This is a genomic window from Streptomyces sp. NPDC057702, assembly GCF_042799315.1.
Taxonomy (GTDB): Bacteria; Actinomycetota; Actinomycetes; order Streptomycetales; family Streptomycetaceae; genus Streptomyces.
This window is the reverse complement of the sequence record NZ_JBHVJC010000014.1, coordinates 34,966-59,818: the sequence shown is the minus strand read 5'-3', so window position 1 is coordinate 59,818 and position 24,853 is coordinate 34,966. Positions and strand designations below refer to the sequence as shown.

Here is a 24,853-nt window from a genome sequence, read left to right as displayed (position 1 = left end):
GACGCGGCGTCGGCCCGGTCGAGTCAGGCGAGTTCGGCGGCGAAGGGGGGCTCGGCGCCGGCGCGAGAGCAGGTAAGGGCGGCGGCACGGGCGGCGAAGGACAGGATGTCCCGCCAGGCGTCGGGCGCGAGGCCGGCCACCGCGGCCCTGGACAGCGCGTCGTGCGCGGCGAGCCGGTGCAGGAGCGCGGCGTTGACCGTATCGCCCGCGCCGATGGTGTCGACGACGTCGACCGGTGCGACCGGGACCCGTAGTTCGACACCGGGCCGGGTGTGGACGGCCAGCCCGTCCGCGCCGTAGGTGATCACCACGGCCGAGGGGCCCGCCGCGAGCCAGTCGCGTGCGGCGGCGACGACGTCGGGCGAGCCGGCGAGCCAGGTCGCGTCCTCCACCGACAGCTTGAGAAGGTCGATGTGCGGCAGCCAGCTCGTGAAGCGAGCGCGGTAGGCGGCGGGGTCCGCGATCAGCCCGGCTCGGATGTTGGGGTCCAGGGTGGTGAACACCCCACGCTGCGCCTCGCGCCGCAGCAGCGCCTCGTACGCCGTGGCGCCGGGCTCGAGGACCAGTGAGCACGTGCCCAGGGAGAGGGCCGTGGTCCCGGGCGGCAGGGCGGCCGGGAGCTGGAAGAGCCGGTCCGCGGTGCCCTCGACGTAGAAGACGTAGCCGGCCGAACCGTTCTCGCTGATCTCGGCCACGGTCAGGGTGGTGGGCTCGGGGCCGCGTTGAACGGCGGCGGTGTCCACCCCGGCGGCGTGCAGGCCGTCCAGGAGTGCCGCGCCGTAGCCGTCGGTGGACACCCGCGAGCAGAACGTGGTGGGGGAGCCCAACCGCCCCAGGGCCAGCGCGGTGTTGTAGGGGCCGCCGCCCCGGCGGGGGACCAGCGGGGCGAGGCCCCCGGCGGCGGACGGCGGCGCCGAACTGGGGACGAGGTCGATCAGGGCTTCTCCGGCGACGACGATCACGAGGGGGAGTCCTCTCCAGGGGGCGGGCCGCTGGTGCGCGGCGCGGCGGGCGACGGAGTGCGCGGGAGCCGGCGGGCGGGGCGACGGCGTACGACGGCCGGTCCGGAAGGTCGCGGGACGAGCGGCGCGGGGGTGGCGGGCCCCGCGTGGCGGGGGGCCGGGCGCCGGGTGGTCGACGCGCGGTGCGCGGCGGGGTGGCGTTCGGCGGATCGGTGGCCGTCGGGGGGCCGAGCGCCGCGCCGCCTCGTGCGGGGTCCTCACGTCGGTGCCTTTCGACGGGCGCGCCGCGCCGAACCGGGGCCGCCACGGCTCGCGCGACGGGCTCGGGGACCGGTCGCGTCGCGTGGTGCGCACGCGGGCCCGGCGCCCGGGGAACGGGCAGAAATTACCGTACGGGAACGCGGTGCGTAAACGCCGACGCGGGCGCTGACCCGGCCATCTGGCCGGGTATCGTCGGCCGTGCTCGCTTCGTGATCCAGTTCCCCCAAGTGCCCTGTGGAGTACCCATGAGTTGCCAGAGCGCCAGCCGTCGGACCGTGCTGCGAGGGGCGGCACTGGCGGGCGCTGCCGGGCTCGGCGTGGCCGCGTGCTCGGCGGGCGCCGCCCGTCCCGGGCCGGCGACGCCGACCGCCCCCGTGGACCTGGGGTCCCCGGACGCGGTTCCGGTGGGGGAGGCGAAGCTCTACCGCGACGACCGGTTGCTCGTCTCGCAGCCGGCGAAGGGGGAGTTCAGGGCGTTCAGCGCGGTGTGTACGCACTCGGGGTGCACCCTGCGGAAGATCGAGGACGGCGAGGCCGAGTGCCCCTGCCACCACAGCAAGTTCGACCCGGCCACGGGCAAGGTGCTCGACGGCCCGGCCGGCGCCCCGCTGCCCGCCGTGCCGGTGCGGCTGGAGGGCGGGAAGCTGGTGGCGGGCCCCAAGGCGTGACGGCCGAGGGCGGGGCGCGCGCGTACGAGCCGTTCGCGGGCCACCCGCTCGCCGGGGGCCGCTCGCGCGGCGGGTGCGCGGCTCCCCGCTCGCGTGGCCGGGGCCGCGCTGGAGGGTGAGCCCGCGCCGCGCGCGGTGCCGTCCGTGCGGGTGGGACCCTGCGGGCCCGGGCGCAGGCCACCTCTCCTCGCCGTTCACGGACGTGTGGTCCGGGCCTCGCGCTCGTGGCGCCCGGCCGCGCCGGCCAGCGCCGCAGGCGTCGGCCGACCCGCCCGCGCGCGTACCGCCCCGGGTGTCCGCGCACGCTGGCCGACGCCCCTGAACCTCGCGGGCCCCGGACGCCCCGTGCGCGAGTGGTTCAGCCTCCGCGTGCGCTCCTCGCGGCTCAGCCGTCGACCTGGCCGAGCCCGCATCGCCCCGTGGCACGTGCCCCCGAGCCCCGGCCCGGGCTGGCGTCTCCGCCCGGCGGGACCACCCGGACGGGCTCCCCGCGCACGCCGGGCGCGCGTGCCCGCCGCACGCCGCCGGTCCCGGACCCGCCAGCCACCCGGCCCGCCAGCCAACCGGACCCCGGTCGTGCGCGCGCCGCCGGCCGCGCGGGCGGGCTGGCCACTCGCACGTTCGCCACCTGCGTGACTCTCGGCCGTGGGCGGTTCAACGCGTGCTGCCGGGAGGAGAGTTACGCTCGCGGTGTGATCGCTACCTGGGACTCCGATACGACGACGGGTGTGTTGCGGCTGCCGTCGGGCCGGCTCGTGCGCGGCCGGGGGCTGCGGCATCCGCTTCCCGCCGGTCCTCAGCCGGACTTCGCGCTGTATCTGCGGGGCCGCCGGCCGCCCGCCGTCGCGTGGGAGGCCCGGTGGGTCCGCTGGCCGGACTTCTGGCTGCCCTCGGATCGCACGGCCGCCGGTGAGGCGTTGCGGCTGGCATGGGCGCGGGCCGCGTCCGAGCGCGTCGAGATCGCCTGCGGCGGCGGGGTCGGGCGCACCGGTACCGCGCTGGCCTGCCTCGCCGTGCTGGACGGGGTGCCCAGCGGCGAGGCCGTGGCGTACGTGCGACGGCACTACGCGCCTCGGGCCGTGGAAACGCCCTGGCAGCGGCGTTTCGTGGCCGCCTTCGCGTAGCCCGACGGCACGGGGCGCGGGGTGCCGCGTGGCGGCTCGCCCCCGGTGTGCGCATGCGGCTCGGGCGCCGGCCGCCCGCCGGCGCGCGCGGGACAAGGCCGTCCGACCGGGGCGTACGCGAGGGAGCGCCCCCACCGTGGCCGGGCCGCCTCTGTGTGCGCCCCGTCGCGCTCGCCCGCCCCGGGGCCGGCCGTGGCCAGCGGCGACAGCGCGGCGGCCCGCGAGCCGCGCGTCCGCCCCGCCCCCGGTCACCGGCCTCCGGGGGTTACGCCCAGTCCCACGCGATGCCCAGAATGCCGGGACGCACGCCCTGCTCCGTGAGGTGGACGGAGCGGTGCTGGCCGCTCAGGGTGAGCTCGTGTTGGCCGCTGCGGGTGGCGCCGGCGGAGCCCTGCGCGAAGCGGTGGCAGCGTACGGGCAGGGCGGTCGGGTCGAACCGCACCTGGAGGACGTACTGGCCGCCCGCGAAGGGAAAGCCCCGGAAGTACTCGGTGCTCTGGCCGCCCGTGCCGTCCTCGACGACGTAGCTGAACACGTGGGTGTCGCCGGCGCGCAGCCGGGTGTCGAAGAGGAGTTCGGTGACCAGGACGCCGGTGGTCGAGTGCCAGCGCAGTCGGCCCACCCGGCAGTTGTCCGTCGCGCGCACCCGGACCTGGCCGGGCTCGCAGCCGTGGTCGCCCTGGTGGATGGCGAGGTAGCGGTCCACGCCGTCCCGGTGCGCCCGGACCACGTGCTGGGACTCGCGGGCCGACAGTTCCCGGTGGGCGCCGATGTGGATGCGCTCCAGGTGGCAGACGGTGTGCAGGCCGCCGTCGAGGGGTGAGCCGAGGTCGGAGATCAGCAGGGCGACGGACTCGGACTGCTCGTGCAGCGTGCGGTAGGAGCGGGCGGCGGGGCGCTCGACGTCGGGGCGTAGCGCCGGTTCCAGAAGCCGGGTCAGGGCGTGGGCGGGCAGGTCGAGCACGTCCTCGAGCGCGCGCACGGCGCGTAGGGACTCCGCCCGGCGCGGAGTGCGGGCGCCCTGCTGCCAGTAGCTGAGGCTGGTGACGCCGACCTTGACGCCGCGCTGCGCCAGTCGGTGCTGCACGCGGTGGAGCGCCAGGCCGCGCGCGGCGAGCGCGGTCCGCAGGGCGAGGGGGAAGGGGCCGGTGCGCAGCGCCCGTGCCAACTCGGCCTCGACCGCGTCCGAACGCGTGGCGGTCTGTCGCATCGCATGCCTCCCCTGAGCCGTGTCAGGACGGATGTTCACACCCCGGTGCCCTACGTGAACATTCACGATCGGATCGCTCCGGTGTGGTGCCTCGCGCGCCGTGATCCAGCTGGCCGGGTGCGGGGGCGTTCACATCTGGTGCCGACCGTTCACGTCGATTATCACCACGCATTGAAGCGCGTTGACTGTGCTCGGACAACACCTGATGCTCCTCGCAGCGTCCGGACGCGCTCCTCCACCCCACTCCCCTCGCATCCCGGGAGGAACGCCCATGCCCCTCACCCTGCGACCGCGCCGTGCGCGCGGCTCCCGACGTAGACGACTGTCCGTGACCGCGCTCGCCGCGGTCGCCCTGCTGGCCGCCCCCGCGGCCACGGCCACCGCCGCCCCCGACGACTCGCGGGAGGCCCGCGCCGCGAACCGGCTGAACATCACCATGCAGGCGCAGCAGAAGACCAACTGGTGCTGGTCGGCCGCCGGCAACACCATCGCCACCTGGATGGGCAAGAACCTCAGCCAGAACCAGTTCTGCAACGCCGCGTTCAACAGGCAGCAGGGCCCCGACTGCCCCAACAATCAGGCTACCCTCGGTAACGTGCAAACTGCGCTGCGTTGGGCGGGCATCAGGCCGGGCTCGTACATCAACGACTGGTTGCAGTACGGCGCGGTCCAGAACGAGATCAACGCGAATCGCCCCATTGAGACCCGCATCCAGTGGTCCTCGGGCGGAGGCCACATGCATGTCATCTACGGTTACGACAACGCCAACGGCTTCGTCTACTGGGGCGACCCCTGGCCCTCCAACAACCGCTACAACTGGGCCGCGCACAACTGGTACGTGAGCAACAACCAGCACACGTGGACTCACTCGCTCTACCAGATCGGAGCGTGAGGACATGAGCGCCGAACACACGCCCCAGCCGAACACGTCGCCGCGCGCCCGGTACGCGGCGGGCGCGGCGACCCTGGCCGCCCTCGCCGTCCTGGTCGGCGGTGCCCCGCCCGCCGCGGCCGACTCACCGTCGCCGGCCTCGCCCAAGGCCCCGGCCGCCACCGCCGTCGACGCGGCGCGCGACGCGACCACCGCCCCCGCCACCCTCGACAGCCTCGCGCGCTTCTTCGCCCGGGACGCCGCCGCCACGGCGGACGGCGCCGCCGCCAGGGGGAAGGCGCGACCGCGTATCGAGGGGGCGACGGTGCCCGTCTACACCCTGGCGCCCGGTTTCGTCGCCGACGCCAAGGGCACCGGCCGCGAGCCGATCGCCACGCTGGACTTCCTGGCCAGCAAGGCGCTGTCCGCCGACGGACAGGTCGCCTCCGTGTGGACCGCGCGCACCGGCGGCTCCTGGAAGGTGGTCAACATCGCCACCGGCGGTGACGAGACGTACTACGTGGCCAAGGGTGAGCGGAAGCTCGCGGGCGGCACCGTCTTCCGCGAGCCGCAGATCGACGCCTGGTACGTGCAGCGCGGCGAGCGGATCCTGCCCCTGGACACCGACGCCGAACGGGCCGTCGGCGCTCGCGGGACCACCGTGGCCGCCTACCGCGAACGCGTCCACCGGGCGTACGCGGACAAGCTGCCCGGCTCCCGGTACGACAAGCGCGGCGAGGCCGGCGGCTTCGGTCAGGGGTCCGACGCCAGCTCGACCACCCCCCACCAGGCGCCGGCCGCCAAGAGCGCGCCGGACGCCGTGCGGCAGGGGGCCACGGCCGCCACGGGTGACGAGGGCCTGCTGACCGCGACGTCCGCGCTCACCGCGCTGGCGGCGCTCGTCGCACTCGGGCTGTCCGGGGCCGTCGCCCTGCGCCTGCGGCGTCGCTGACCCGCCGGCGCCCCCCCGCGCGGGGCGTACGCCAGGGCGCACCACGCCACGGCGCTACCCCCGGCTCACGGGCCGTGCCGCACCGACCGAACCGGGCCGGTGCGGCACGGCCGCGTCGGCGGTCGGGGCCGCGCCGCCGGCGCCCCGCGACCAGGGCCGGCGGCGCCCCGCGACCCATGACGCGGGCCGGTTCGCGGTGTCGCATCGCGGCCGGACTGTCACAGCCCGCCAGTAGGGTGGTGACCATGGCCGACCCCAGCAGCTACCGACCCAAGCCGGGACAGATCCCCGACTCGCCCGGGGTCTACAAGTTCCGGGACCAGCACGCGCGCGTGATCTACGTCGGCAAGGCGAAGAGCCTGCGCCCGCGACTGTCCTCGTACTTCCAGGACCTGGCGAACCTGCACCCGCGTACCCGCACCATGGTCACCACGGCCGCCTCCGTGGAGTGGACCGTCGTCTCCACCGAGGTCGAGGCGCTCCAGCTGGAGTACGCGTGGATCAAGGAGTTCGACCCCCGGTTCAACGTCAAGTACCGCGACGACAAGAGCTATCCGTCCCTGGCCGTGACGCTCAACGAGGAGTTCCCCCGGGTCCAGGTGATGCGCGGCCCCAAGCGCAAGGGCGTGCGCTACTTCGGCCCCTACGGACACGCGTGGGCGATCCGCGAGACCGTGGACCTGATGCTGCGCGTCTTCCCCGTACGCACCTGCTCCGCCGGGGTCTTCAAGCGCTCCGCCCAGATCGGCCGGCCGTGCCTGCTGGGATACATCGGCAAGTGCTCCGCCCCCTGCGTGGGCCGGGTGGACGCCGCCGAACACCGGGCGCTGGCCGAGGAGTTCTGCGACTTCATGGCCGGTCGCACGGGCGCCTACATCCGGCGTCTGGAGGCCCGCATGCGCGAGGCGTCCGAGGAGATGGAGTACGAGAAGGCGGCCCGGCTGCGGGACGACGTCGAGGCGCTCAAGCGCGCGATGGAGAAGAACGCCGTCGTCCTCACCGACGCCACCGACGCTGACCTGATCGCGGTGGCCGAGGACGAACTGGAGGCCGCCGTCCAGATCTTCCACGTGCGCGGCGGGCGCGTGCGCGGCCAGCGCGGCTGGGTCACCGACAAGGTCGAGGCCGTGGACACGGCGGGCCTGGTCGCCCACGCGCTCCAGCAGCTGTACGGCGAGGAGAGCGGCGACGCCGTGCCCAAGGAGGTGCTGGTCCCCGTCCTGCCCGAGGACACCTCGGCGATCAACCAGTGGCTCACCGACCGCCGCGGCTCCCACGTGTCCCTGCGCATACCCCAGCGCGGCGACAAGAAGGACCTGATGGCCACCGTCGCCAGGAACGCGCAGCAGGCCCTGGTGCTGCACAAGACCAAACGGGCCTCCGACCTGACCACCCGCTCGCGGGCGCTGGAGGAGATCGCCGAGGCCCTCGACCTGGAGAGCGCGCCGCTGCGGGTCGAGTGCTTCGACATCTCGCACCTCCAGGGTGACGACGTGGTCGCCTCGATGGTGGTCTTCGAGGACGGCCTGCCGCGCAAGAGCGAGTACCGGCGCTTCCAGATCAAGTCCTTCGCCGGCCAGGACGACGTCCGCTCGATGCACGAGGTGGTCAGCCGCCGCTTCCGGCGCTATCTCCAGGAGAAGCAGAAGACCGGCGAGTGGGAGCCGGCCGCCGAGGGGGTCGACGCGTCGCCGGAGCGGCCCACCGACGCCCCGGCCGACGCGGGCGCCGCCGCCGGCCAGGTCCCGGGCCGCGTCACCGTCGAGGAGCTGGGCCCGGACGGGAGGCCCAGGTCCGGCTCGGTGGCCGACTCGGGCCGCGACGAGGAGGGCCGGCCGCGCCGGTTCGCCTACCCGCCGCAGCTCGTGGTCGTCGACGGCGGACAGCCGCAGGTCGCCGCCGCCCAGCGGGCCCTGGACGAGCTGGGCATCGACGACGTGGCCGTCTGCGGCCTGGCCAAGCGGCTGGAGGAGGTCTGGCTGCCGCACGACGACGACCCGGTCGTCCTGCCCCGCAGCAGCGAGGGCCTGTACCTGCTCCAGCGGGTGCGCGACGAGGCGCACCGGTTCGCGATCAGCTACCAGCGCACCAAGCGCGCGGCGAGCTTCAAGGCCGGTCCGCTGGACGCGGTGGCAGGCTTGGGGGAGACCCGCAAGCGCGCCCTGCTCAAGCACTTCGGCTCGCTCAAGCGGCTGCGCGCCGCCACGGTCGACCAGCTCTGCGAGGTGCCCGGCGTCGGCCGCAAGACGGCCGAGACCGTCGCCGCGGCCCTGGCCCAGGCGGCTCCGGCCGCTCCGGCGGTGAACACCGCCACAGGAGAGATCATTGAAGATGACGCCCCGACCACGGCGGCATCATCGGAACGGGGGGACACACCGTGAACGAGATCGATGGAGATGAAGCACAGGTGAGTACGGGCAACACGGGCGAGGTCGCCGAACCGGTGGCCATCCCCGAGCTGGTGATCATCTCCGGCATGTCGGGGGCCGGTCGCAGCACGGCCGCCAAGTGTCTGGAGGACCTCGGCTGGTTCGTGGTGGACAACCTGCCACCCGCCCTGATCCCCACCATGGTGGACCTCGGGGCGCGCTCGCAGGGCAACGTCGCCCGGATCGCCGTGGTCGTCGACGTACGGGGCCGTCGCTTCTTCGACAACCTCCGCGAGTCGCTGGCCGACCTGGAGGCCAAGCACGTCAAGCGCCGCGTGCTCTTCCTGGAGGCATCCGACGACGCGCTGGTGCGGCGCTTCGAGTCGGTGCGCCGCCCGCACCCGCTCCAGGGCGACGGTCGCATCGTGGACGGCATCGCCGCCGAGCGCGACCTGCTGCGCGAGCTGCGCGGCGACGCCGACCTGGTGATCGACACCTCCAGCCTCAACGTCCACGAGCTGCGCGCCAAGATGGACGCCCAGTTCGCCGGCGACGAGGAACCCGAGCTGCGGGCCACCGTCATGTCCTTCGGCTACAAGTACGGGCTGCCGGTCGACGCCGATCTCGTCGTGGACTGCCGCTTCCTGCCCAACCCGCACTGGGTCCCCGAGCTGCGCCCCTTCACCGGGCTCAACGAGGAGGTCTCCGGTTACGTCTTCAACCAGCCCGGGGCCAAGGAGTTCCTGGACCGGTACGCCGAACTCCTCCAGCTCATCGCCGCCGGCTACCGCCGCGAGGGCAAGCGGTACGTCACCATCGCCGTCGGCTGCACGGGCGGCAAGCACCGCAGTGTGGCCATGTCGGAGAAACTGGCCACCCGGCTGGCCGCCGAGGGAGTGGAGACGGTGATCGTGCACCGGGACATGGGGCGCGAGTGACCGTCCGTTCCCGACGGTTCCGGCGCCTGGTCGGAGCCCGCACCAGCCGAGGAGCCCAGCCCAAGGTCGTCGCGCTCGGCGGCGGCCGGGGGCTGTCCGCCTCGCTCGCCGCGCTGCGCCGCATCACCGGCGACCTCACCGCGGTCGTCACGGTCGCCGACGACGGCGGGTCCAGCGGTCGACTCCGCGACGAGCTGGGTGTTCTGCCCCCCGGCGACCTGCGCAAGGCGCTGGCCGCCCTGTGCGGCGACGACGACTGGGGCCAGACCTGGGCCCGGGTGATCCAGCACCGGTTCGCCAGCGAGGGCGAGCTGCACGGCCACGCCGTGGGCAACCTGCTCATCGTCGCCCTGTGGGAGCAGCTGGGCGACCATGTGAAGGCCCTGGAGTGGGTCGGCCGGCTGCTCGGCGCGCACGGCAGGGTGCTGCCCATGTCGGCCGTGCCGCTGGAGCTCCAGGCGCTGGTGCGCGGGCACGATCCGCTGCGGCCGGAGGAGATCAGCACCGTCCGGGGGCAGGCCACCGTCGCCCTCACACCGGGCGAGGTGCAGTCGGTGCACCTGGTGCCCAACGACCCGCCCGCCGTGCCGGAGGCGGTCTCCGCGGTGCTCGACGCCGACTGGGTCGTCCTCGGTCCGGGCTCCTGGTTCTCCTCGGTGATACCGCACCTGCTGGTGCCCGAACTGCTGGAGGCGCTGATCGAGACGAAGGCCCGCCGGGTCCTCTCGCTCAACCTCGCGCCCCAACCCGGTGAAACAGACGGCTTCTCTCCGCAGCGTCATTTGGAGGTTTTGGCCCGACACGCCCCTAAACTCGCCCTGGACGTGGTGCTGGCCGACGAGGCCGCCGTGCCCGACCGAGACACCCTCCGACAGGCCGCGGCGCGGCTCGGCGGCACGGTCGAGCTGGCGCCGGTGGCCGCGCCTGGAAGCTGCTCCCCGCAGGACGCCGGGGACGGCTCAGCCAGGCACGACCCCGAGCTGTTGGCCGCCGCGTATGACCGTATTTTTCGGATGCATGGAAGGATCGGCCCATGGCGATGACGGCTGCGGTGAAGGATGAGATTTCCCGGCTTCCCGTCACCCGGACCTGCTGCCGCAAGGCGGAGGTCTCCTCGATCCTGCGGTTCGCGGGCGGGCTGCACCTGGTCAGCGGGCGCATCGTGATCGAAGCCGAGCTCGATACCGGCATCGCGGCCAGGCGGCTGCGCAAGGACATCCTCGAAATCTTCGGGCACGCCTCCGACCTGGTGGTCATGGCGCCCGGCGGGCTGCGCAGAGGCAGCAGGTACGTGGTGCGGGTGGTGGCGGGCGGCGATCAGCTCGCCCGGCAGACCGGGCTGGTCGACGGCCGCGGCCGCCCGATCCGCGGCCTGCCCCCGCAGGTGGTCTCCGGCGCGACGTGCGACGCGGAGGCGGCCTGGCGCGGCGCGTTCCTGGCCCACGGCTCGCTGACCGAGCCCGGCCGCTCCTCGTCACTGGAGGTGACCTGCCCGGGGCCGGAGGCCGCCCTCGCGCTGGTCGGCGCGGCGCGGAGGTTGCAGATCGCCAGCAAGGCGCGGGAGGTGCGCGGTGTTGACCGGGTCGTCGTCCGGGACGGGGACGCGATCGGCGCGCTGTTGACGCGACTGGGCGCCCACGAGTCGGTGTTGGCCTGGGAGGAGCGCCGGATGCGGCGCGAGGTGCGGGCCACCGCCAACCGGCTCGCCAACTTCGACGACGCCAACCTGCGCCGCTCGGCCCGCGCGGCCGTCGCGGCCGGCGCCCGCGTCCAGCGCGCCCTGGAGATCCTCGGCGAGGAGGTGCCCGAGCACCTGGCCGCGGCCGGTCGGCTGCGGATGGAGCACAAGCAGGCGTCGCTGGAGGAGCTGGGCGCGCTCGCCGACCCGCCGCTGACCAAGGACGCGGTGGCCGGCCGCATCCGGCGCCTGCTGGCCATGGCGGACAAGCGAGCCCAGGACCTGGGCATTCCGGGCACCGAGTCCAACCTGGCCGACCTGGGCGAGGAGATGGTCGAGGGCGTCGTCGGCTGACGCCCAGGGCGCGTCGGGCGGCGCGCGCGCCGCTCCCGTGTCGGCCGCTCACGACGGTCCGACCGGGCGGCTTCCCCGAGCTCTGACGCCGTGCCCGACGGGGTGCCGCGCGGGGGACGCACCGCCTACCGCGGGTGTCGTACGAGAGCCGCTTCGGCCCTGCTATTCCGGGCCTGGAGCCGCCTCGGACGGCCCCGATCGGGTGCCTGTCGGGCGCCGGTCACATGTCACGCACGGGTCGCGTACGAGGTAGGGTCGAAGGCGGTCGGGGACATCCCATACAGCTCGCCGGCGTCCAGACCGGCACACCAACGAGGAGATCGGTTCGTGACGATCCGCGTAGGCATCAACGGCTTTGGCCGTATCGGTCGCAATTACTTCCGCGCGCTCCTGGAGCAGGGTGCGGACATCGAGATCGTCGGTGTCAACGACCTGACCGACAACGCCACCCTGGTCCACCTGCTGAAGTACGACTCGATCCTGGGTCGGCTGAAGCAGAACGTCAGCCACACGGACGACACCATCACGGTGGGCAACCAGACCTTCAAGACGATGGCCGAGCGCGACCCGGCCGCCCTGCCCTGGGGCGAGCTCGGCGCCGACATCGTCATCGAGTCCACCGGCATCTTCACCAAGCGCGACGACGCCGCCAAGCACATCGCGGCCGGCGCCAAGAAGGTCCTGATCTCCGCGCCCGCCAAGGACGAGGACATCACGATCGTGATGGGCGTCAACCAGGACACGTACGACGCCGCGCAGCACCACGTCATCTCCAACGCCTCCTGCACCACCAACTGTGTGGCGCCGATGGCCAAGGTCCTCGACGAGAGCTTCGGCATCGTCAAGGGCATGATGACCACGGTGCACGCCTACACCAACGACCAGCGCATCCTGGACTTCCCGCACAAGGACCTGCGCCGCGCCCGGGCCGCCGCGGAGAACATCATCCCGACCTCGACGGGTGCCGCCAAGGCCACCGCCTTGGTCCTCCCGCAGCTCAAGGGCAAGCTGGACGGCATCGCCATGCGCGTGCCCGTGCCCACCGGCTCGGTCACCGACCTCGTGCTCGAACTCAGCCGCGAGGTCTCCAAGGAAGAGATCAACGCCGCCTTCCAGAAGGCCGCCGACGGCGAGCTCCAGGGCATCCTGGAGTACACCGAGGACCCCATCGTCTCCTCGGACATCGTCAACTGGCCGGCCTCCTGCACCTTCGACTCCTCCCTGACCATGGCGCAGGGCGCGCAGGTCAAGGTCGTCGGCTGGTACGACAACGAGTGGGGCTACTCCAACCGCCTGGTCGACCTGACCACGTTCGTCGGCGGCCAGCTCTAAACCTTCCGCAGCCGTACTGCCCGGTGCGCCCCCGTGAACCCGGTGGGGGCGGACCGTGGGCACGGGGGCGCGGGACGGTGCCCCGGCCACCGGGTCACCGAGATGTGTTGCGGACAGGGCTCGGGTGACGCGACGGCGCGTCGTCCGGGCCCTGACCCATGCAGCAGGCCCACCGTGGAGACTCAAGGAGTCCAGGAAGCATGAAGACGATCGACGACCTCAGCAAGGACGGCCTGGCGGGCAAGCGGGTGTTCGTCCGCGCTGACCTCAACGTGCCGCTCGAGGGCGCCACCATCACCGACGACGGCCGCATCCGGGCCGTCGCACCCACGATCGCCAAGCTCGCCGAGGCCGGCGCCAAGGTGATCGTCGCCTCGCACCTCGGCCGCCCCAAGGGCGCGCCGGAGGAGCGGTACTCGCTGGCCCCCGTCGCGGGCCGGCTCGGCGAACTGCTCGGCACGAACGTCACGTTCGCCACCGACACCGTGGGGGAGAGCGCGAAGGCCACCGTCGCCGCACTGGGCGACGGCGAGGTCACGCTGCTGCAGAACCTCCGGTTCAACCCCGGCGAGACGAGCAAGGACGACGCCGAGCGGGCCGCCTTCGCCGACCAGCTCGCCGCGCTGGCCGACCTTTACGTCGGCGACGGCTTCGGTGCCGTGCACCGCAAGCACGCCTCCGTCTACGACCTGCCGGCCCGGCTGCCGCACGCGGCGGGTGACCTGATCGCCACCGAGGTCGGGGTGTTGCGCAAGCTCACCGACGACGTGCGGCGGCCCTACGCCGTCGTGCTCGGTGGCGCCAAGGTCTCCGACAAGCTCGGGGTCATCGACCACCTGCTGGAGAAGGCCGACCGCATTCTCATCGGCGGTGGCATGGTCTTCACCTTCCTCAAGGCGCAGGGCCACGAGATCGGCACCTCGCTCGTCCAGGAGGACCAGCTCGCCACCGTCCGCGACTACCTGGCGCGGGCGAGCGAGCGCGGCGTGGAGTTCGTGCTGCCGGTGGACGTCGTGGTCGCGCCCGCCTTCCCGGACCTGGCGGCCAAGGCGCCGACCCACCCGGAGACGGTCGCCGCGAACGCCATGCCCGCCGGTCAGATGGGTCTGGACATCGGCCCCGAGACCCGCAAGCTCTACGCCTCGAAGCTCGCCGACGCGGCCACCGTCTTCTGGAACGGGCCGATGGGCGTCTTCGAGCACCCCGACTACGCCGACGGCACCCGGGCCGTCGCCCAGGCACTCCTCGACAGCCCGGCCTTCTCGGTGGTCGGCGGCGGGGACTCGGCCGCGGCCGTGCGCATCCTGGGCTTCGACGAGAACGCTTTCGGCCACATTTCGACCGGCGGTGGCGCCAGCCTCGAATACCTCGAGGGCAAGACGCTCCCCGGCCTCGCCGCACTGGAGGACTGAACACCGTGAGTGACCGCACCCCGCTGATGGCGGGCAACTGGAAGATGAACCTCAACCACCTTGAGGCCATCGCACACGTCCAGAAGCTCGCCTTCGCGCTCGCCGACAAGGACTACGACACCGTCGAGGTCGCCGTCCTGCCGCCCTTCACCGACCTGCGGTCAGTGCAGACGCTGGTCGACGGCGACAAGCTCAAGATCAAGTACGGCGCCCAGGACATCTCGGCGCACGACTCCGGCGCGTACACCGGCGAGATCTCCGGCCCCATGCTCTCCAAGCTCAAGTGCAGCTACGCGACGGTCGGGCACTCCGAGCGCCGTCAGTACCACGGCGAGAGCGACGAGGTCTGCAACGCCAAGGTCAAGGCCGCCTTCAAGCACGGCATCACGCCCATCCTGTGCGTCGGCGAGGGGCTGGACGTCCGCAAGGCCGGCCAGCACGTGCCGCACACCCTCGCGCAGGTGGAGGGGGCGCTGAAGGACCTGCCCGCCGAGCAGGCCGAGTCGATCGTCATCGCCTACGAGCCGGTCTGGGCGATCGGCACCGGCGAGGTCGCCACGCCCGAGGACGCGCAGGAGGTCTGCTCGGCCATCCGCAAGCGGCTGGCCGACCTGTACAGCAGGGACCTGGCGGACAAGGTGCGCATCCAGTACGGCGGCTCCGTCAAGGCCGGCAACATCGCGGCGATCATGGCCAAGCCGGACGTGGACGGCGCGCTGATCGGCGGCGCCGCCCTGGACGCGGACGAGTTCGTCAAGATCGTCCGCTTCCGCGACCAGTAGCAGCTATGACGACGGGGCTACCCCGTCGTACCCTGTCGGGGCCGGTACCGGCGTTAACACGCTGTCCGGCCCCGACGGCGTTCAGCGGTTCCATCCGTTTCATCAGATCGTTTTCAGAATTCTTGCTTCCGAGAGAGTTGGTCCAGCCGTGGAAACTGGGTTCTCAATCGCCCTCATCATCTTCAGCGCGCTGTTGATGATGCTCGTGCTCATGCACAAGGGAAAGGGTGGCGGCCTGTCCGACATGTTCGGTGGCGGAATGCAGTCCTCTGTCGGCGGCTCTTCTGTCGCCGAGCGTAACCTTGACCGGATCACCGTTGTGGTCGGCCTGCTGTGGTTCGCGTGCATCGTCGCCCTTGGCGTGCTGATGAAGCTGGATTAACTGACGGACCGTCGTCAGCGCGGCCTATTATTGGGCTTGCGTCCTCGGGGGCGGGTGTAACTCCTGTCGCTGGACGCGCGTTGGGCCTTACATAGACTGGGGCGCCCGGCAGCGGAGCCGCCTATCGGATGCTTCGCGGCACCATCACGCAGGGAGTTACAACCGTGGCAAGTGGCAACGCGATCCGAGGAAGTCGGGTCGGAGCGGGGCCGATGGGGGAGGCGGAGCGAGGCGAGTCAGCGCCGCGCCTCCGCATTTCCTTCTGGTGCTCGAACGGGCACGAGACACAGCCGAGCTTCGCCAGCGACGCGCAGATTCCCGAAACCTGGGACTGTCCGCGCTGCGGCTTCCCCGCCGGAAAGGACCGGGACAATCCGCCGGACCCGCCGCGCACCGAGCCGTACAAGACGCACCTCGCCTACGTGCGGGAGCGGCGCAGCGACGCGGACGGCGAGGCGATCCTGGCGGAGGCGCTGGCCAAGCTCCGCGGCGAGATCTGACGGATCGCGGGACCGCCGCGCGCGGACCCCGTCCGAGGCCGGGCCGTGACGCCTGGTGGCGCGCGCCCCGTCGGCACCCACGCCCCATCGGCGGCGCATCGGGCCCGGCAGCACTTCCCCACGGAAGACGCTGCCGGGCCCTTTCCGTGGGCCGAGTCGCGATTGCGACGTACGTACCGCCCTGATCAACTAGGTTGGGCGGCGCTGGCGCGCAATGACGAGAAGAATAGGGCGGATGTCCGAGATGAATGCTGAAGGCCGAACCCGGCTCGATCAGATGCCGGAGTGGATCGCGCTGGGAAAGCACCGGGAGCAGCTCGGGGAGGTGCGCCTGCGCGAGGTGTTCGCGGCCGACCCGACGCGCGGCGAGCGCTACGCCCTCCAGGTCGGCGATCTGTATCTGGACTACTCCAAGCACCTGGTGAACGACGAGACGCTGCGCCTGCTGCGGGCGCTGGCCGCCGCGAGCGGCGTCGCCGAACTGCGGGACGCGATGTTCCGCGGCGAGAAGATCAACGTCACCGAGGGGCGCTCGGTGCTCCACACGGCGCTACGGGCCCCGCTCTCGAAGGTCATCGAGTCCGACGGCGAGAACGTGGTGCCCGCCGTGCACGCCGTGCTCACCAAGATGGCCACCTTCTCCGACCGCGTCAGGTCGGGCGACTGGACCGGGCACACCGGCAAGCCGATCAGGACGGTCGTCAATATCGGCATCGGCGGCTCCGATCTGGGCCCGGCCATGGCCTATGAGGCGTTGCGCGCCTACAGCGCGCGCCACCTGGATTTCCGTTTCGTATCCAATGTGGACGGCGCCGATCTGCATGAGGCGATCCGTGATCTCGACGCGGCCGAGACGCTGTTCGTCGTCGCTTCCAAGACCTTTACCACCATCGAGACGATCACCAATGCGACCTCGGCCCGCGACTGGCTCCTGACCGAGCTGGGAGCCGGCCAGGAGGCGGTGGCCAAGCACTTCGTCGCGCTGTCCACCAACGCGGAGAAGGTCGCCGAATTCGGCATCGATCCGGCCAACATGTTCGAGTTCTGGGACTGGGTCGGCGGGCGCTACTCGTACGACTCCGCCATCGGGCTCTCGCTGATGATCGCCATCGGCCACGACCGGTTCCGGGAGATGCTCGCGGGCTTCCACCTGGTCGACGAGCATTTCCTGAACGCGCCGCCCGAGGAGAACGTGCCCCTGCTGCTCGGCCTGCTCGGCGTCTGGTACGGCGGATTCCACGACGCGCAGGCCCACGCGGTCCTGCCGTACAGCCACTACCTGTCCAGGTTCACCGCCTACCTCCAGCAGCTCGACATGGAGTCCAACGGCAAGTCGGTGGACCGCGCGGGCCGGCCGGTGACCTGGCAGACCGGGCCCGTGGTGTGGGGCACGCCCGGCACCAACGGCCAGCACGCCTACTACCAGCTGCTCCACCAGGGCACCAAGCTCATCCCGGCGGACCTGATCGGCTTCGCCCAGCCGGTGGACGACCTGCTGCCCGGCCTGGCGGAGCAGCACGACCTGCTGATGGCCAACCTGTTCGCGCAGGGCCAGGCGCTGGCGTTCGGCAAGACGGCCGAGGAGGTCCGGGCCGAGGGCGTGGCCGAGGAGCTCGTGCCGCACCGGACCTTCCGTGGCGACCGGCCGACCAGCACCCTCCTCGCCAGCGAGCTGACGCCCTCGGTGCTCGGCCAGCTGATCGCGCTCTACGAGCACAAGGTGTTCGTCCAGGGCGCCATCTGGAACGTGGACTCCTTCGACCAGTGGGGCGTCGAGCTCGGCAAGGTGCTCGCCAAGCGCGTCGAGCCCGCGCTGCGCGCCGCCGAGGAGGTGCCGGGGCTGGACAGTTCGACGGCGACCCTGGTGCACAGGTACCGGGCGCTGCGCGGGCGTTGACCCCGTCGGGGCCGGCCCGACCAGCAAGGACAAGCGCCCGGCCGCCGCACCCGCACAGCGGGGCGGCGGCCGGGCGTTCGAGCGAGACCGCCGGGCCGGTCACCGACCACGAGCCACCGGCGGCGCGCCGTCAGGGCGAGGAGGGCGGATACAGGTCGCGCGGCAACTCGGCCGCCGCGCTCTGGTCCAGCAGCCACAGCGTGCGGCTCTGCCCGCGCGCGCCCGCGGCCGGGGCCTGCACCTCACCCGCGCCCGACAGGGCGATGGCCACCGCCCCCGCCTTGTCGGCCCCGGCGGCGAGCAGCCACACCTCGCGGGCCGCGCGGATGGCGGGCAGCGTCAGCGAGACGCGGGTGGCCGGCGGCTTGGGCGCGCCGTGCACGCCGACCACCGAGCGCTCCGTCTCCCGCACGGCGGGCAGCTCCGGGAAGAGCGAGGCGACGTGTGTGTCCGGGCCGACGCCCAGCAGGAGCACGTCGAAGGCCGGCACGCCGCCGCCTCCGGCACCGGCCGGCGGGGACGCGGCCTCGTGCGCTGCGGCGGTGGCCAGTTCGGTGGCGTACGCGGCGGCTGCCGCGTCGGCGTCGCCGGTGTAGGTGCCGTCGGAGGCCGGCATCGGGTGCACCCGGGCCGGGTCCAGCGGCACCGCGTCCAGCAGCGCCTGTCGGGCCTGGGTCACGTTGCGCTCCGGGTCGCCTTCCGGCAGGAACCGCTCGTCGCCCCACCACAGGTCCAGCCGCGACCAGTCGACCGCGTCCCGGGCCGGCGACTCGGCGAGCGCGGCCAGCAGCCCGTTGCCGTTGCGCCCGCCGGTGAGCACGACCGAGGCCGAGCCGCGCGCGGCCTGCGCGTCCACCACCCGGGTGATCAGCCGGGCGGCGGCGGCCCGGGCCATCAGCTCCTTGTCGCGGTGGACCACGATCTGCGGCGCACTCACGTGGACGCCGCCTTCCTGGTTCCCGACGAGGCCGCCTTCTTCTTGCCGGGCTTGGCGGCGGTGGCCTCGCCGCCCTCGGCCGGCGCGGCGGGCTCGGGTCGCGCGGCGGGCTCGGCCGCCGCGCCGTCCGTGCTGCCTGCCCGGACCGCGCCCCTGGCGGCCGGGGCCCCCGCGCCCAGCCGCTGCACGCCGTACCGGACGGCCGAGGCGTACGTCTCGTCCGGGTCCAGACGGCGCAGCTCCTCGGCGATCAGCTCGGCGGTCTCGCGCCGGTGCAGCGCCACATGCCGGTCGGGCTGACCGGGCATCGCCAACTCGGCCAGCGAGCCGTCCGCACGGTCCAGGCAGATCGTGCCGTCGGCCGTCTCCAGGCGCACCGCGGTCAAGCCGGGGCCGTCCGAGACGTTGCGCTCGACCGGCACGCCCAGCCGCTCGGCGAGCCAGAGCGCCAGCAGCTCGCTGCTGGGGTTGTACGCCTCGCCCTCGACGGAGGCCGAGGTGATCGGGGCGTGCTTCTGGTCCAGGGCCGCCGCCAGCACGCTGCGCCAGGGGGTGATCCGGGTCCAGGCCAGGTCCGTGTCGCCCGGGGTGTAGGTGCCCGCGCGCAGGGCGAGGGTGGCGACCGGGTCCTCGGTGGCCTGGGCGTCGGTGATGCGCCGCGCGGCGAGCTGGCCCAGCAGGTCGTCGCTGGGGTGCTCCGGCGCGTCCTCCGGCCACCACACCACGACCGGAGCGTCGGGCAGCAGCAGGGGCAGCACCACCGAGTGGGCGTGGTTGGCCAGCTCGCCGTGCAGGCGGAGCAGCACCGTTTCTCCGGTGTTGTTCTCGCCGCCCACCCGGACCTCCGCGTCCAGCCGGGCGATCTTGCGATCGCGCGGGGAACGCCCGGGGCGACGGATGACGACCAGGTTGCGCGAGGGGTGTTCCTTGGACGCCTCGCTGGCGGCCTTGAGCGCGTCGTAGTGGTTGCCCTCGTCGGTGACGATCACCAGGGTGAGCACCATGCCGACGGCGGGCGTGCCGCTGGCCCGGCGGGCCCGGACCAGCGCGGAGTTGATCTGGCTGGACGTGGTGTCCGTGAGGTCGATGTTCATGGCCGCCGCCAGCTCCGTCCGTCTCGTGCGAGCATCTCGTCCGCCGCCCTGGGGCCCCAGGTCCCGGCGGTGTACTCCTCGGGCCTGCCGTGCTGGTCCCAGTACGTCTCGATCGGGTCGAGGATGCGCCAGGACTCCTCGACCTCCTGGTGGCGGGGGAAGAGGTTGGCGTCGCCGAGCAGCACGTCGAGCAGCAGCCGCTCGTACGCCTCCGGGCTGGACTCCGTGAAGGACTCGCCGTACGCGAAGTCCATGGTCACGTCCCGGATCTCCATGGAGGTGCCCGGCACCTTGGAACCGAACCGGATCGTCACGCCCTCGTCCGGCTGCACCCGGATGACCAGGGCGTTCTGCCCGAGTTCCTGGGTGTCGGTGGTGTCGAAGGGGGAGTGCGGGGCGCGCTGGAAGACCACCGCGATCTCGGTGACCCGGCGGCCGAGGCGCTTTCCGGTGCGCAGGTAGAAGGGGACGCCCGCCCAGCGGCGGTTGTCGATGCCCAGCTTGATGGCGGCGTAGGTGTCGGTCTTCGACTGCGGGTCGATGCCCTCTTCCTCCAGGTAGCCGCCGACCTCGATGCCACCCTGCCAGCCGTGCGTGTACTGGCCGCGCACGGTGTGTCGGCCCAGGTCCTGCGGCAGCTTGACGGCCGTGAGCACCTTGAGCTTCTCGGTGACCAGCGCCTTGGCGTCGAAGGAGGCCGGCTCCTCCATCGCGGTCAGCGCCAGGAGCTGGAGCAGGTGGTTCTGGATGACGTCGCGCGCGGAGCCGATGCCGTCGTAGTAGCCGGCGCGCCCACCGATGCCGATGTCCTCGGCCATGGTGATCTGCACGTGGTCCACGTAGGAGCGGTTCCACAGCGGCTCGAACATCGTGTTGGCGAAGCGCAGTGCCAGGATGTTCTGGACCGTCTCCTTGCCCAGGTAGTGGTCGATGCGGAAGACGTCGCTGGGCCGGAAGACCTGGTGGACGACCTGGTTGAGCTCCTGCGCGCTGGCCAGGTCGTGCCCGAAGGGCTTCTCGATGACCGCGCGCCGCCAGGAGTCGCCCTGGCCCTCGGACAGCCCGTGCTTCTTGAGCTGCTCGACGACGGTGGGGAAGAACTTCGGTGGAACGGACAGGTAGAAGGCGAAGTTGCCGCCGGTGCCGCGCGCCGCGTCCAGCTCCTCGATGGTGGCCCTGAGCTGCTTGAACGCCTCGTCGTCGGAGAACTCGCCGGGGACGAAGCGGAAGCCCTCGGCGAGCTGCTGCCAGACCTCCTCGCGGAACGGCGTCCTGGCGTGTTCCTTCACCGCGTCGTGGACGACCTGGGCGAAGTCCTCGTCCTCCCAGTCGCGCCGGGCGAAGCCGACGAGGGAGAACCCCGGGGGCAGCAGTCCGCGATTGGCCAGATCGTAAACGGCTGGCATCAGCTTCTTACGCGACAGGTCGCCCGTGACGCCGAAGATCACCAGGCCCGACGGCCCCGCGATGCGCGGGAGCCGTCGGTCCTGAGCGTCACGCAGCGGGTTGTCGCCACGTGCGGGTTGAGACAAGGTCAGTCCTTTGCCGGAGTGAGGCGCTTGAGCTCGGCCTCGGTGGACTTCAGCAGGTCGGTCCAGGACGCCTCGAACTTCTCGACGCCCTCCTCTTCCAGTACCCGCACGACATCGGCGTAGCTGATGCCGAGCTCGGCGAGGGCATCCAGGTCGGCCTTCGCCTGGGCGTAGCTGGCGCGCACGGTGTCACCGGTGATCTCGCCACGCGCGGCGGTGGCCTCCAGGGTGGCCTCCGGCATCGTGTTGACCGTGCCCGGGGCGACCAGGTCGTCCACGTACAGCGTGTCCTTGTACGCCGGGTCCTTCACGCCGGTCGAGGCCCACAGCGGACGCTGCCGGTTGGCGTGCGCGCGCTCCAGGGCGGCGAACCGCTCCGAGGGGGCCTGCGCGCCGTCGACGGAGCCGAAGACCTCCTCGTACGCCTGGTAGGCGAGGCGGGCGTTGGCCAGCGCGGCCTTGCCCTTGAGCTTCCTGGCCTCCTCGCCGCCCAGGCCGTCGAGGCGCTTGTCGATCTCGGTGTCGACGCGGGAGACGAAGAACGACGCCACCGAGTGGATCTTGGCGAGGTCGAGGCCGGCGGCCTTGGCTTTCTCCAGGCCCGCCAGGTAGGCGTCCATGACCTCCCGGTAGCGCTCAAGGGAGAAGATCAGCGTGACGTTGACGCTGATGCCGCGGCCGATGGTCTCGGTGATCGCGGGCAGCCCCGCCCTGGTGGCCGGGATCTTGATCAGCGTGTTCGGCCGGTCGACCAGCCAGGCGAGCTGCTTGGCCTCGGCGACGGTGGGCTCCGTGTGGTGCGCCAGGCGCGGGTCCACCTCGATGGAGACCCGGCCGTCCTGTCCGTCGGTCGCGTCGAAGACGGGGCGCAGGATGTCGGCCGCGTCCCGCACGTCCGCCGTGGTGATCATGCGGACGGCCTCTTCGACGGTCACCCCGCGCACCGCGAGGTCGGCGAGCTGCTGCTCGTACCCGTCCCCGCCGGAGATGGCCTTCTGGAAGATCGACGGGTTGGTGGTGACCCCGACGACGTGCTGCTGGTCGATCAGCTCGGCGAGGTTGCCCGAGGTGATCCGCTTGCGGGACAGGTCGTCCAGCCAGATCGCGACGCCGGCGTCCGAGAGGCGCTTGAGTGCGTCTGTCATGGGAATTGCAACTCCTACTAGTCGTATACGAGCGTCAGCGCGCGGCGGCGTCGAGGGATTCCCGCGCGGCCTGGACCACCGTGTCCGCGGTGATGCCGAACTCCTGGAACAGCACCTTGTAGTCGGCGGAGGCGCCGAAGTGCTCCAGGGAGACGACGCGCCCGTGGTCGCCGACGAAGCGGTACCAGGTCAGGCCGATGCCGGCCTCGACCGCGACCCGCGCCTTGACGGTCGGGGTCAGCACGCTGTCCCGGTAGGCCTGGTCCTGCTCCTCGAACCACTCGACCGACGGCATCGACACCACGCGGGTGGGCACGCCGTCCGCCTGGAGCCGCTCGCGCGCCTCGACGGCCAGGTGCACCTCGGACCCGGTGCCGATGAGGATCACCTTCGCCTGGCCGCCCTCGGCCTCGCGCAGCACGTACCCGCCCCTGGCCGTGTTCTCGTCGGCCTCGTAGGTGGGCACGTTCTGCCGGGTCAGGGCCAGGCCGTGCGGCGCCGGCTTGTCGTGGTGGCGGCGCAGGATCTCGCGCCAGGCGATCGCCGTCTCGTTGGCGTCGGCCGGGCGGACCATGTTCAGCCCCGGGATGGCGCGCAGGGCGGCCATGTGCTCGACGGGCTGGTGGGTCGGGCCGTCCTCGCCCAGCCCGATGGAGTCGTGCGTCCACACGTAGGTGACCGGCAGCCGCATGAGCGCGGCCAGCCGCACCGCCGGGCGCATGTAGTCGGAGAAGACCAGGAAGGTGCCGCCGTAGACGCGGGTGTTGCCGTGCAGCGCGATGCCGTTCATGGTCGAGCCCATGGCGTGCTCGCGGATGCCGAAGTGCACCGTGCGGCCGTACGGGTTCGCCTCCGGCAGCGGGTTGTCCGCCGGCAGGAACGAGGACGAGGCGTCGATGGTCGTGTTGTTCGACCCCGCGAGGTCGGCCGAACCGCCCCACAGCTCGGGGATGACCGCACCCAGCGCCTTGAGCGTCTCGCCGGAGGCCTTGCGGGTCGCCACGTCCTTGCCGGCCGGGAACGTCGGCAGCGACTTCTCCCAGCCCGCCGGCAGCTCGCCCGCGCTGATCCGGTCGAACTCCGCGGCCCGCTCCGGGTTGGCCTCGCGCCAGGTCAGTACCCGCTTGTCCCAGTCGGTGCGGGCCGCGCGGCCCCGCTCGACGACCGCGCGGGCGTGCGCGAGCACGGTCTCCTCGACCTCGAAGTGCCGCTCCGGGTCGAAGCCGAGCACCTCCTTGGTCGCCGCGACCTCCTCGGCGCCCAGCGCCGAACCGTGCGAGGCCTCGGTGTTCTGCGCGTTCGGCGCCGGCCAGGCGATGATCGTGCGGGCCGCGATGATCGAGGGCCGCTCCGTCTCGGCCTGGGCCGCCTTCAGCGCCGCGTACAACGCCTGGACGTCGAAGTCACCGCTGGGAGCCTGCTCGACACGCTGCACGTGCCAGCCGTACGCCGCGTACCGGGCGAGCACGTCCTCCGACAGCGCCGTCGCCGTGTCGCCCTCGATGGAGATGTGGTTGTCGTCGTAGAGCGCGACCAGGTTGCCCAGCTTCTGGTGCCCGGCCAGCGAGGACGCCTCGGCCGAGATGCCCTCCTCCAGGTCGCCGTCGGAGACGATCGCCCAGATGGTGTGGTCGAACGGGGAGGCGCCGCGCGGGGCCTCGGGGTCGAACAGCCCGCGCTCGTACCGCGCGGCCATGGCCATGCCCACCGCGTTGGCGATGCCCTGACCGAGCGGCCCGGTGGTGGTCTCCACGCCCGTCGTGTGCCCGACCTCGGGGTGCCCCGGCGTCTTGCTGCCCCAGGTGCGGAACGCCTTCAGGTCCTCCAGCCCCAGGCCGTACCCGGAGAGGAAGAGCTGGATGTAGAGCGTGAGGCTGGTGTGGCCCGGCGAGAGGACGAACCGGTCGCGGCCGGTCCAGTTCGCGTCCGAGGGGTCGTGCCGCATCAACTTCTGAAAGAGCAGGTACGCGGCGGGAGCCAGGCTCATGGCCGTGCCAGGGTGGCCGTTACCGACCTTCTGCACGGCGTCCATGGCCAGGACGCGGGCGGTGTCCACGGCCCGCTGGTCCAGTTCGGTCCACTCAAGATCTGTGGTGGTCGGCTTGGTGCTCACCCTGAGTCAGGGCTCCTCTCCACAAAGGTCGAATGCCGGTGAGGGTTCTTCACGCCGGGCAGGGCCGAGCCTACCCCTGAGACAGCGCTCATCCTTTCGACCGCTGCACCCTGTGGACACCGCGCCGAGCCGCTGGCCACGCGGGTGCGCCGGGCCGTCGCCCGGCGGACGTCGACGGCGCCGCGCCACCCCTCCACCCTGCCCGCACCCGCCGCCGAACGCCCGTCGGAAACCGCGCGGCGCGACCTCCCGCCCGCCCTCGCGCGGCCCTCCGCCAGTCGCCAACACGACCCGACCCCGGCGACGGGCGGGACAGCGGCAACGTCTAGAGTGGCGTGGT

General features: G+C 72.5%; 21 protein-coding genes. 14 read left to right on the top strand and 7 right to left on the bottom strand.

All coding sequences use genetic code 11. The features are described from left to right. Window positions 1-23: 23 nt before the first annotated feature. Window positions 24-962 carry a carbohydrate kinase gene (locus ACFVFR_RS12900; protein ID WP_383700488.1) on the bottom strand — a complete coding sequence of 313 codons (939 nt, stop codon included), beginning with the start codon at window positions 960-962 and terminating at the stop codon, window positions 24-26. A gap of 506 nt (window positions 963-1,468) precedes the next feature. Between ACFVFR_RS12900 and ACFVFR_RS12895 the strand changes: the two genes are divergently transcribed. Together ACFVFR_RS12895 and ACFVFR_RS12890 are read left to right on the top strand one after the other, a co-directional pair. Then, entirely contained in the window at window positions 1,469-1,891 is a 423-nt protein-coding gene (locus ACFVFR_RS12895; RefSeq protein ID WP_383700486.1) for a Rieske (2Fe-2S) protein, read from the top strand. 692 nt (window positions 1,892-2,583) lie between these two features. Then, window positions 2,584-3,015, top strand: coding sequence for a protein phosphatase (locus ACFVFR_RS12890; RefSeq protein WP_383700484.1), 432 nt, complete (start codon window positions 2,584-2,586; stop codon window positions 3,013-3,015). 265 nt (window positions 3,016-3,280) lie between these two features. Here ACFVFR_RS12890 and ACFVFR_RS12885 read toward each other — a convergent pair whose 3' ends face one another. Beyond that, entirely contained in the window at window positions 3,281-4,225 is a 945-nt protein-coding gene (locus ACFVFR_RS12885) for a hypothetical protein (RefSeq protein ID WP_383700482.1), read from the bottom strand. Between the two features lie 271 nt (window positions 4,226-4,496). Between ACFVFR_RS12885 and ACFVFR_RS12880 the strand changes: the two genes are divergently transcribed. The 12 genes from ACFVFR_RS12880 (at window position 4,497) to pgi (ending at window position 17,692) form a co-directional block, all read left to right on the top strand. Next, window positions 4,497-5,117 (top strand): papain-like cysteine protease family protein, encoded by a 621-nt coding sequence (locus ACFVFR_RS12880; protein ID WP_383700480.1) that lies wholly within the window; start codon window positions 4,497-4,499, stop codon window positions 5,115-5,117. 4 nt (window positions 5,118-5,121) lie between these two features. Continuing rightward, window positions 5,122-6,048 (top strand): hypothetical protein, encoded by a 927-nt coding sequence (locus ACFVFR_RS12875; RefSeq protein ID WP_383700478.1) that lies wholly within the window; start codon window positions 5,122-5,124, stop codon window positions 6,046-6,048. 245 nt (window positions 6,049-6,293) lie between these two features. Beyond that, entirely contained in the window at window positions 6,294-8,429 is a 2,136-nt protein-coding gene (uvrC, locus tag ACFVFR_RS12870) for an excinuclease ABC subunit UvrC (protein ID WP_383700476.1), read from the top strand. After that, window positions 8,426-9,355: an RNase adapter RapZ gene (gene rapZ, locus ACFVFR_RS12865; RefSeq protein WP_383700474.1), complete on the top strand. Its 930-nt coding sequence runs from the start codon at window positions 8,426-8,428 to the stop codon at window positions 9,353-9,355. The genes uvrC and rapZ overlap by 4 nt, the downstream gene beginning before the upstream one ends. Next, entirely contained in the window at window positions 9,352-10,398 is a 1,047-nt protein-coding gene (gene yvcK, locus ACFVFR_RS12860) for a uridine diphosphate-N-acetylglucosamine-binding protein YvcK (RefSeq protein ID WP_383700472.1), read from the top strand. Before rapZ ends, yvcK begins: the two co-directional genes overlap by 4 nt. Then, window positions 10,389-11,387, top strand: a complete 999-nt coding sequence (whiA, locus tag ACFVFR_RS12855; protein ID WP_383700470.1) for a DNA-binding protein WhiA — start codon at window positions 10,389-10,391, stop codon at window positions 11,385-11,387. The genes yvcK and whiA overlap by 10 nt, the downstream gene beginning before the upstream one ends. A gap of 327 nt (window positions 11,388-11,714) precedes the next feature. Beyond that, window positions 11,715-12,719: a type I glyceraldehyde-3-phosphate dehydrogenase gene (gene gap, locus ACFVFR_RS12850; protein ID WP_383700468.1), complete on the top strand. Its 1,005-nt coding sequence runs from the start codon at window positions 11,715-11,717 to the stop codon at window positions 12,717-12,719. A gap of 200 nt (window positions 12,720-12,919) precedes the next feature. Beyond that, a complete protein-coding gene (locus ACFVFR_RS12845) occupies window positions 12,920-14,131 on the top strand; it encodes a phosphoglycerate kinase (RefSeq protein WP_383700466.1) in 1,212 nt (403 codons plus the stop codon). Between the two features lie 5 nt (window positions 14,132-14,136). Next, window positions 14,137-14,913: a triose-phosphate isomerase gene (gene tpiA / locus ACFVFR_RS12840; RefSeq protein WP_383700464.1), complete on the top strand. Its 777-nt coding sequence runs from the start codon at window positions 14,137-14,139 to the stop codon at window positions 14,911-14,913. Window positions 14,914-15,061: 148 nt separating this feature from the next. Further along, entirely contained in the window at window positions 15,062-15,295 is a 234-nt protein-coding gene (gene secG / locus ACFVFR_RS12835; RefSeq protein WP_383700462.1) for a preprotein translocase subunit SecG, read from the top strand. 164 nt (window positions 15,296-15,459) lie between these two features. Further along, a complete protein-coding gene (locus tag ACFVFR_RS12830; protein ID WP_162465822.1) occupies window positions 15,460-15,795 on the top strand; it encodes an RNA polymerase-binding protein RbpA in 336 nt (111 codons plus the stop codon). A gap of 244 nt (window positions 15,796-16,039) precedes the next feature. Beyond that, window positions 16,040-17,692 (top strand): glucose-6-phosphate isomerase, encoded by a 1,653-nt coding sequence (pgi, locus tag ACFVFR_RS12825; RefSeq protein WP_383700703.1) that lies wholly within the window; start codon window positions 16,040-16,042, stop codon window positions 17,690-17,692. Window positions 17,693-17,822: 130 nt separating this feature from the next. On the opposite strand, the gene pgl is transcribed toward pgi, so the two are convergent. Genes pgl through tkt form a run of 5 tightly spaced genes read right to left on the bottom strand, consistent with a single transcriptional unit; the run spans window position 17,823 to window position 24,513 of the window. Further along, window positions 17,823-18,629, bottom strand: coding sequence for a 6-phosphogluconolactonase (gene pgl / locus ACFVFR_RS12820; RefSeq protein WP_383700459.1), 807 nt, complete (start codon window positions 18,627-18,629; stop codon window positions 17,823-17,825). Next, entirely contained in the window at window positions 18,626-19,723 is a 1,098-nt protein-coding gene (gene opcA / locus ACFVFR_RS12815) for a glucose-6-phosphate dehydrogenase assembly protein OpcA (RefSeq protein WP_383700457.1), read from the bottom strand. The genes pgl and opcA overlap by 4 nt, the downstream gene beginning before the upstream one ends. Continuing rightward, window positions 19,720-21,255, bottom strand: coding sequence for a glucose-6-phosphate dehydrogenase (gene zwf, locus ACFVFR_RS12810; RefSeq protein ID WP_383700455.1), 1,536 nt, complete (start codon window positions 21,253-21,255; stop codon window positions 19,720-19,722). The genes opcA and zwf overlap by 4 nt, the downstream gene beginning before the upstream one ends. A gap of 2 nt (window positions 21,256-21,257) precedes the next feature. Further along, window positions 21,258-22,400, bottom strand: coding sequence for a transaldolase (gene tal, locus ACFVFR_RS12805; RefSeq protein ID WP_383700453.1), 1,143 nt, complete (start codon window positions 22,398-22,400; stop codon window positions 21,258-21,260). Between the two features lie 34 nt (window positions 22,401-22,434). Next, a complete protein-coding gene (gene tkt, locus ACFVFR_RS12800; protein WP_383700451.1) occupies window positions 22,435-24,513 on the bottom strand; it encodes a transketolase in 2,079 nt (692 codons plus the stop codon). Window positions 24,514-24,853 lie beyond the last annotated feature (340 nt).

Bases quoted from the DNA above. Each gene is read 5' to 3' on its own strand.
- ACFVFR_RS12895 (WP_383700486.1), top strand. From the start codon at position 1,469: ATGAGTTGCCAGAGCGCCAGCCGTCGGACCGTGCTGCGAGGGGCGGCA.
- ACFVFR_RS12885 (WP_383700482.1), bottom strand. From the start codon at position 4,225: ATGCGACAGACCGCCACGCGTTCGGACGCGGTCGAGGCCGAGTTGGCA.
- ACFVFR_RS12880 (WP_383700480.1), top strand. From the start codon at position 4,497: ATGCCCCTCACCCTGCGACCGCGCCGTGCGCGCGGCTCCCGACGTAGA.
- ACFVFR_RS12875 (WP_383700478.1), top strand. From the start codon at position 5,122: ATGAGCGCCGAACACACGCCCCAGCCGAACACGTCGCCGCGCGCCCGG.
- uvrC (WP_383700476.1), top strand. From the start codon at position 6,294: ATGGCCGACCCCAGCAGCTACCGACCCAAGCCGGGACAGATCCCCGAC.
- whiA (WP_383700470.1), top strand. From the start codon at position 10,389: ATGGCGATGACGGCTGCGGTGAAGGATGAGATTTCCCGGCTTCCCGTC.
- ACFVFR_RS12845 (WP_383700466.1), top strand. From the start codon at position 12,920: ATGAAGACGATCGACGACCTCAGCAAGGACGGCCTGGCGGGCAAGCGG.
- pgi (WP_383700703.1), top strand. From the start codon at position 16,040: ATGAATGCTGAAGGCCGAACCCGGCTCGATCAGATGCCGGAGTGGATC.
- opcA (WP_383700457.1), bottom strand. From the start codon at position 19,723: ATGAACATCGACCTCACGGACACCACGTCCAGCCAGATCAACTCCGCG.
- tal (WP_383700453.1), bottom strand. From the start codon at position 22,400: ATGACAGACGCACTCAAGCGCCTCTCGGACGCCGGCGTCGCGATCTGG.